Here is a 568-nt window from a genome sequence, read left to right on the forward strand (position 1 = left end):
CTGCCGGTCCTGCCGCTGGTCGAGCAGCGCCGAGCGCTGGCCGCGCAGCGCATCCACGGCCTCCAGCAGCGCGTCGCGCGCGGGCTTGTCGAGGGCGAGGCGCCCGGCGCGGGCCAGGCCCAGCACGTCCTCGGCCTTGTGCGACAGACCTCCGATGCCGGTGGCGCCGATCGCCGCGGACATGCCCTTGAGGCTGTGCATGGCGCGGAACAGCACGTCGATGGGAGCGTCGCCGGCGAGGCCCTGCTCGAGCGTGTCGAGATGCTCGGCCGTCTCGGCCGCGAATTCCTCCCAGAGTGGATCGTCGGCTTCCATCGGCTAAAGCGGGATGACCGCAGGCGCTGACGCGCCGGAGGCCTGAATCCCGCGGCGGGACAAAAAGGCGGGCCATGATGCGGTGAGCGGATGCGAACTCATCAGGGTCTAGCCTCCCACGGCCTGTCGCGCCGTGGCGAGGATTTCCGCCCCCGTGCGCTGGGCGATGTCGGGCGAGAGGGCGCCGGAAGGCTTGGCCACGGCTGCGAAGGCGCCGCGGCGCAGCGCTTCAATCGCGGCGGCGCTGCCGGGA

Annotated in this window: 1 protein-coding gene; it reads right to left on the reverse strand. The window is 72.5% G+C overall.

Features of this window, described 5'->3' with window-relative positions; all coding sequences use genetic code 11:
- On the reverse strand, positions 1-315 hold a 315-nt coding region (locus AC1DWF_RS37270; protein WP_476843448.1), incomplete at its 3' end, for an Hpt domain-containing protein.
- Between the last annotated feature and the right edge of the window lie 253 nt (positions 316-568).

It is taken from the genome of Aminobacter sp. P4_D5, assembly GCF_056401815.1.